Annotated in this window: 2 protein-coding genes; both read right to left on the reverse strand. The window is 56.6% G+C overall.

Features of this window, described 5'->3' with window-relative positions; translation table 11 throughout:
- On the reverse strand, positions 1-573 hold a 573-nt coding region (locus VGE80_RS05795; RefSeq protein WP_440591990.1), incomplete at its 3' end, for an ABC transporter permease.
- On the reverse strand, positions 570-1,349 hold the full coding sequence (locus tag VGE80_RS05800) for an ABC transporter ATP-binding protein (RefSeq protein ID WP_440591991.1): 780 nt from the start codon (positions 1,347-1,349) through the stop codon (positions 570-572). The genes VGE80_RS05800 and VGE80_RS05795, both read right to left, overlap by 4 nt.
- Positions 1,350-1,579: the final 230 nt, after the last annotated feature.

Genomic DNA, 1,579 nt, shown 5'->3' on the forward strand with positions numbered 1-1,579 from the left:
CCCACTGGATGTTCTTGCTCCGGCAAGAAGCCCCGGAACCGCGCTGGGGAATCGCAATTTGATCAGCGTCTGCCAACGAGAAGCATTGTTTAACCGGAACAGGTCGAGCAGATTCGGATCGATCTCCAAGAGCCCCTGAGTGCCGTTGGACAGGATCGGAAACAGACTCAGGATCAGTGCGACCAGGACCACACTTTGAAAGCCGTTACCACACCAGCGAACAATCAGCGGAGCAATTGCGACAATGGGGACCGTTTGCAAGAAGATAAAATACGGATATCCGCTGGACCGGATACGCCGCGACTGGGCAAACACAAACGCGATCAATGTCCCCAGCACCAGACTCGCCAGAAAGCCGCTCAGTGCTGCCGTCCCAGTATAAAGAACTGCTCGCCCCAGGATGGCGGCATCATTGTAGAGTGCTCTTCCCACTGCCAGGGGGGACGGAAGCAGATAAGGCTTCAGTCGAAATGCGATGACGCACCAGTGCCATACCGCGACGACGAGGGCGAACAGGACAAGCGGTGGAAGAACGACGTCGACCAGCCAGGACTTCAGCCGTTTCAGAATCATCGTGCCGCCTCCCGTACCCGCTGGCTCAGTTCTCCGCACAGTCGAGCAAAATCACGGTCGGCACGTAGTTCAGGACCACGCGGAAAGTCAAACGGAATTCGCACCTCATCAATGATTCTGCCGGGCCGTTTACTCATGACGAACACCCGTTGAGAGAGAAAGACCGCTTCGGCCACGTTGTGAGTCACGAAAACTCCCGTCCAGCGACGACGCATCCAGATTTCGACGAGGTCTTCATTCAATTGCTGTCTGAGAACGTCGTCCAGCGCCGCAAATGGTTCATCCAGCAGCAGCAGTTCCGGGTCTGTCACGAGGGCTCGAGCAAGTGACACGCGCATCCGCATCCCTCCCGAGAGACTACGAGGAGGCTTTTGCGCGTCATCGTCCGTGAGGCCAATCAGCCGCAACGAATTTTGAATGAGTTCGGCGTGTTCGGCTCGCGGAACACCGAGTAATTCCAGTGGAAGCCGAATGTTTTCTGTAACTGAGCGCCAGGGGAGTAGATGAGCTTCCTGAAAGACAAACGCCACGCGGCACTCTGTCCGGCGGGCATCCTCAGGAGTCAGCCCGGCGACAGTGATCTGCCCCGAGGTCGGTGAAATCAACCCCGCAAACAGCCTCAGCAAAGTTGACTTACCGCACCCTGACGGTCCCAGCAGCGAAACAAACTCACCCCGCTGCACGGCACAATGAATTCCCGTGATCGCCAGCCGCGACTCACTGAATGCCATCGCAACGTCATGGGCTTGGATCAGGTTCGGCGGCTGTTCTGTCACTTCCACAATTCTCGCGTCGAGTCATTCGGGGGGAACGGGCGGAGGGACAGGATTTGACGCCATTCCAGGCGATCTGTCCAGAAGGTGCCAATCTTTTCTACATTGTTAATATCAGAGCCGCTTTCGACCATATCGAACGGTCGATTCTTCTGCCGAATCTCTCAGTCACGGTACTCACAGGATTCCCCAGATCGCCCGGTTCGAAAATCGGCTATGCAGGCTCGCCTTGA

The sequence above is a fragment of the Schlesneria sp. genome (assembly GCF_036405755.1).
Classification (GTDB): Bacteria; Planctomycetota; Planctomycetia; order Planctomycetales; family Planctomycetaceae; genus Schlesneria; species Schlesneria sphaerica.